The organism is Psychrilyobacter sp., from assembly GCF_049671765.1.
Lineage (GTDB): Bacteria > Fusobacteriota > Fusobacteriia > Fusobacteriales > Fusobacteriaceae > Psychrilyobacter.
In genome coordinates this window covers 1-4,710 of record NZ_JBATVM010000130.1, presented here as the reverse complement: position 1 = coordinate 4,710, position 4,710 = coordinate 1, and the positions used below count along the sequence as shown (strand labels likewise).

The window sequence follows — 4,710 nt, the reverse complement described above, 5'->3', positions numbered from 1 at the left end:
AGTATGGGGAGTAAAATTTCATCTGTTACATATAATTAAAAATACAAATTTAGAAAAATTATATATAGATACAAAATTTCATATTTTAACTAAGGAGGAGTATATAAATCTTCTAGGAAACGCTATTGAAATTTTAGATACGGATATGATTATTCATAGGTTAACGGGTGATGGAAGTCGTGAAACTCTTATGGAGCCTAAATGGAGTTTAGATAAAAGAAATGTTTTAAATTCCATAGAAAAATTTCTTAAAGAAAACAATATATCACAAGGGGATAAGTATAAAAAAATTACTTAGTTTTAAGTCACCAAAGATTCATGGATTTTTATAGAAACGAGTTTTTGTACTCTATTATGGTGGGATCAGGATATCTAATTAGTGTATTTAGCGATAATTTTAAATATGGAAATAAAAATAAAAGTTTACTTTTTATGAAATTTTTAAAGATATTAAGTATGATCTATATTATTTTTAAAAATATCAACGTAAGTTAGCTGTCATTAAAAATAGAATAAAGTAGTATAAGAAAGTAATGGGTCACATTATCAATTTAGATTCTCATGAAATATATAATGATAACTCTATAAATAAAATTCTAGAAAAATTAGACATTAAATATTTTTGTTTATGAATTTAAATGGAGAGATAAAAATAAATTATAGAAAATTTTATAAAACAAAATAAAGTCCTATTAGTTTAATTATGGATCTATAACTTTTAAATTAGTTTTAAAAGATAAAAAAATCAACCTTTATATTTATATTAAATGGTTGTTTTTTTATATTAAAAATAAAAATTATAGATTTATAAGAATAAAAATTATCCTAGATAATAAATAATATTTTTAGAATTAGAAATTATTTTAGAAACAATCCACCTGAAAATTAAATAATAAAATAAATATGAAAATAATATTCTTATACAAAAATGTCATAGAATAAATTTTGTATTTCATCACTTAAAAATAAAATAAATTATTTTTAAGTGATATAAAATGAATAAATATTTAAGAGGTTTGTTCGATCTCTTTAAAAATGTGATCTATTGTTGGTTTAGTGGCAACAGCAATAGGGGAAATTTGGTTCTTAGAACCATCTAAGGACATATTTTATTTCAAATAAAATATAAAATTAAAAAAATTATTATTAGTTGAAATAATTAAAAAAATTAAAAAAATAAGTTATAGTAAGAAAAAACTATTGAATGAGCTAATATATAATATAATTACTCATTAGCCCTTTGTTTTAAAGCAATTTTTTCGATTAATTACTAGATGTAATTATAATTTAAATAACAAACATAAATATAACAGTTATTATATTTAGTATTTCAAACATATAATACAGAATAATTATTATCGTGAATAATTAATCTAGATAAAAAATAAGCTATCATCAAATCAGCTTAGGTAATTTGGTGATAGCTCTTTTTTCTAATATATTTTTTGCATTGATATATACTTCTGTAACCTTGGTATCAGCATGACCTAAAAAGTCACGTATTTCTAAAATATCTGCGCCACGTAAAGATAATTCAGTAGCCACAGTATGTCTAATATTATGAGGAGAAATATCCTTCCCTATACTAAGACCCTTCTCCTTTATGATTCTATACAAATTATTATAGGACATTTTTTCATTAGGATTAAAACTTTTAGAAAAAATATAGTGATCTGAGATTTCCTCTAAATCAACTTTATAAAGTTTTATGATGTAATCTTTAAACTCCATTATTTTTTTATAACATTCATCATGGAGAGGTTTATACTGTTCTTTTCCACTTTTAGTCTCTTTTAATCTTAAAACAATACTTCCTTGTCTTTCAATGATATCTTCATATTTTAAATTTATCAGCTCAGAACTTCTAAGTCCGGTATAAAATAAAGTATATAAAATAACCAAATCTCTAAAACTTTTATCATCGACAACAGAAAAATTTAGGATGATTTCCTTTAAATCTTCATAAGAAAGCTTAAGAACATTGTCTAAATTATGTTTAGTTGTTTTAAATAAAGGAATATATTTAAATGGATTGTTATAACCATTTTTTTCTAATTCTTTATATAAACTTTTAAGAGATGATATACTTTTATTGATAGAACTTTTTTTAAGTTCCCTCTCATGTAGGAGATGTTTCAAGTAATCTTCTATATCTTCTTTTTCAATATTTTTCATCATATTCATAGTTTCATCAGGATTTAAATCACCATCATATTCATATACATATTTTAAAAAATCATTTAAATGGAACATATAATCTTTTAAAGTCTTTTCAGATTTATAGATAGAAAATATCGTTCCACTATTTTCTCGATTTCTCCTTCGTTTTTTTGGGATCGAGAGGCTAGTATCTTTTTTTATTAAGTCCATAACTCCTCCTAAAGTCCTATTATTTTTTGTATAGAAAACTCATATAAGAACGAAAATTGATTTTCAACTTATAATTGTATATCTACAAATCAAAAACTTCTAATTGAAAAATAAGAAAAAATTAGCTTTATTTTTTCCATTTAAAATCTAAAACTTCAATCTCATAGTCTCTACCAGATATTCCCTCTAATTTAATTCTTTGATTAATTTTTTTGCTTTCTTTGTATCCAAGATCTTTTACGGTGAATGTTTTTAATGTAGAATATTTTCCATCTATCATCCATTTTATTTCATAGGTAACATAATCTAATTTTGTTCTACTTTGATTTATAACTATTCCTGTAATACTTCTTCCATTACTTCTTTTAGCAGAAACTTCAACATTGGATAATTTTATTTTATTTTCAAATTCTTTAATACTTTCAAACTCTTTCTCTAATTCCCAAGTTTTATTTTCCATCAAGAGAATATTTTTTCCTTCAGAATTTTTAACCACTTCTTTAACTTCTGAGTATGTAGAAATTATAGTAGTTAAAAAAATAAATATAATTATTTTTTTCATATTTTCACCTCTATATATTTTTACCTCTAAGAGTAGTAAATTCCTTTAATTTTTCTTCACTAGTATTTAATATTAATTTTTTGTCATAATTTCCTATTAGTTTTATAGCTTCACTAAATTCACCAATAAGAGTAGAAAAATGTGCATCACTACCTAAAGATATATATGGCTTATATTTAGAACAATATTGTATAATCTTCTCACAGTTTGGTTTTGATCCTGATCTACTAGTAGTTAGTGATCCATTATTAATTTCAATAGCTACATTATATTTTTTTGCCGCAATCACTACTTTTTCATAATCTATTGGAAAGCTAGGGTTTCCTAAATGGACTAAGATATCTACTACGTTATTTTTTATAACATTAATAAGAGCTTTAGTATTTTTGTTAATATCATCAGTATCACCATATTCAGGGATACCATGAAAACCACCTAAAATAATATCACAGGTCTCAATTATTTTATTATTTATGTCTAAGTCTCCATCTATGTTTATTATATTAGCTTCTACACTTTTCAATATTCTTATCCCATCTACATAATTAGGTAATGTTCTTTGATTAGCAATCGCCCACCAATGTGGCGAGTCTTGAAGGGAAGGCCCGTGCATGGTATTGGCAATAACTTTAATTCCCCTTTTTTTTCCTGCCCTAACATTTTCCTCCAAAGAACTATAGGCATGGGGAGTTGTGTTTGTATGAGTATGTAAATCTATTAAAAAATTCATAAAATTTCCTCCATATTAATTTCTTTAACTTCTCCAATTTCTAAATTTCCTAATTCTAAATTAGCAAATTTTATTCTCTTTAAATAAACTACACAATTATCCACTGCATGGAGCATCTTCTTAACTTGATGGAATCTTCCTTCACTTATTGTAAGATTTATCTTATTTTTATCTACTCTTTCACAGCTAGAAGGTTTAGTAATATATCCTCCTATATCTACTCCTAATTCTAACTTTTTAATGTCTTCATCTGTAATTGTTTTTTCAGCTTCTACATAATAAATCTTATCCACATGTTTTTTAGGAGATAATAATTCATGAGAGAGAGGACCATCATTTGTAAAAAGTAATAATCCTTCCGTATCTTTATCTAATCTCCCTACGGGGAAAAGATTCTTTTGAATTACCCATTCCGGAATAATTTCCATGACTGTTTTATGTTTTTTATCTTCTGTAGCTGTAATATATCCAGCAGGTTTATTCATAATATAATATCTTGTAGCTTTGTACTCTATCATTTCATCATTATGTAAAATTTTGTCTGCAGTAGAAACATTAATTTTAGGAGAAAATTCTATTTTCCCATTTACTTTTATTTCTCTCATTTTTAATATTTTTTTTACGTCACTCCTACTACCTAAACCACATTCTGTTAAGTATTTATCTAATCGCATCTATTTCTCCTTATTTATATTTTAAATTTTTATTTAAATAAAAAATATTATTCATTCTTTATTATATCATAAAATTTTATTTTATTTTTCTATAAAATTTTTATATAAGTAATTATACTTTATATTTTATAAAATTTTATTTTTTTGTATAATCATGACTTCCTAAACTAAAAAAAATAACCCACAATAGGCTATTTTTTTATATTACATTTTATATAATTAAGTGAATACATGGTTTTTCCATCTCGAGGAGTTTTTAAAATTTCATCAATCTCATTTCTATCAATTTTTAAAACTTCTAAAAATTCATTTTCATCTAAATTTTGGCTTGTTTTAATTAAATCTTCAGCGTGGTATATATACATCTTTGAAGA

4 protein-coding genes and 2 pseudogenes are annotated in these 4,710 nt (G+C 23.8%); 1 reads left to right on the top strand and 5 read right to left on the bottom strand.

Annotated elements, in window-relative coordinates:
- Window positions 1–298: pseudogene (locus WBG30_RS06480) on the top strand (TIGR01212 family radical SAM protein); the annotation flags it as partial.
- Window positions 299–1,395: 1,097 nt separating this feature from the next.
- Here WBG30_RS06480 and WBG30_RS06475 read toward each other — a convergent pair.
- From WBG30_RS06475 to WBG30_RS06455, 5 genes and pseudogenes are all read right to left on the bottom strand, one after another.
- Window positions 1,396–2,370: a tyrosine-type recombinase/integrase gene (locus WBG30_RS06475; RefSeq protein WP_424503829.1), complete on the bottom strand. Its 975-nt coding sequence runs from the start codon at window positions 2,368–2,370 to the stop codon at window positions 1,396–1,398.
- Between the two features lie 127 nt (window positions 2,371–2,497).
- Entirely contained in the window at window positions 2,498–2,932 is a 435-nt protein-coding gene (locus WBG30_RS06470; protein ID WP_424503828.1) for a hypothetical protein, read from the bottom strand.
- 10 nt (window positions 2,933–2,942) lie between these two features.
- Entirely contained in the window at window positions 2,943–3,662 is a 720-nt protein-coding gene (locus WBG30_RS06465; RefSeq protein WP_424503827.1) for a PHP domain-containing protein, read from the bottom strand.
- Window positions 3,659–4,336: a pseudouridine synthase gene (locus tag WBG30_RS06460; protein ID WP_424503826.1), complete on the bottom strand. Its 678-nt coding sequence runs from the start codon at window positions 4,334–4,336 to the stop codon at window positions 3,659–3,661. The genes WBG30_RS06465 and WBG30_RS06460 overlap by 4 nt, the downstream gene beginning before the upstream one ends.
- Before the next feature lie 191 nt (window positions 4,337–4,527).
- Window positions 4,528–4,710: pseudogene (locus WBG30_RS06455) on the bottom strand (NUDIX hydrolase); the annotation flags it as partial.

What these genes read in the sequence shown, in the direction of transcription:
- WBG30_RS06475 (WP_424503829.1), bottom strand. Translation starts at nt 2,370, where the DNA reads ATGGACTTAATAAAAAAAGATACTAGCCTCTCGATCCCAAAAAAACGA.
- WBG30_RS06470 (WP_424503828.1), bottom strand. Translation starts at nt 2,932, where the DNA reads ATGAAAAAAATAATTATATTTATTTTTTTAACTACTATAATTTCTACA.
- WBG30_RS06465 (WP_424503827.1), bottom strand. Translation starts at nt 3,662, where the DNA reads ATGAATTTTTTAATAGATTTACATACTCATACAAACACAACTCCCCAT.
- WBG30_RS06460 (WP_424503826.1), bottom strand. Translation starts at nt 4,336, where the DNA reads ATGCGATTAGATAAATACTTAACAGAATGTGGTTTAGGTAGTAGGAGT.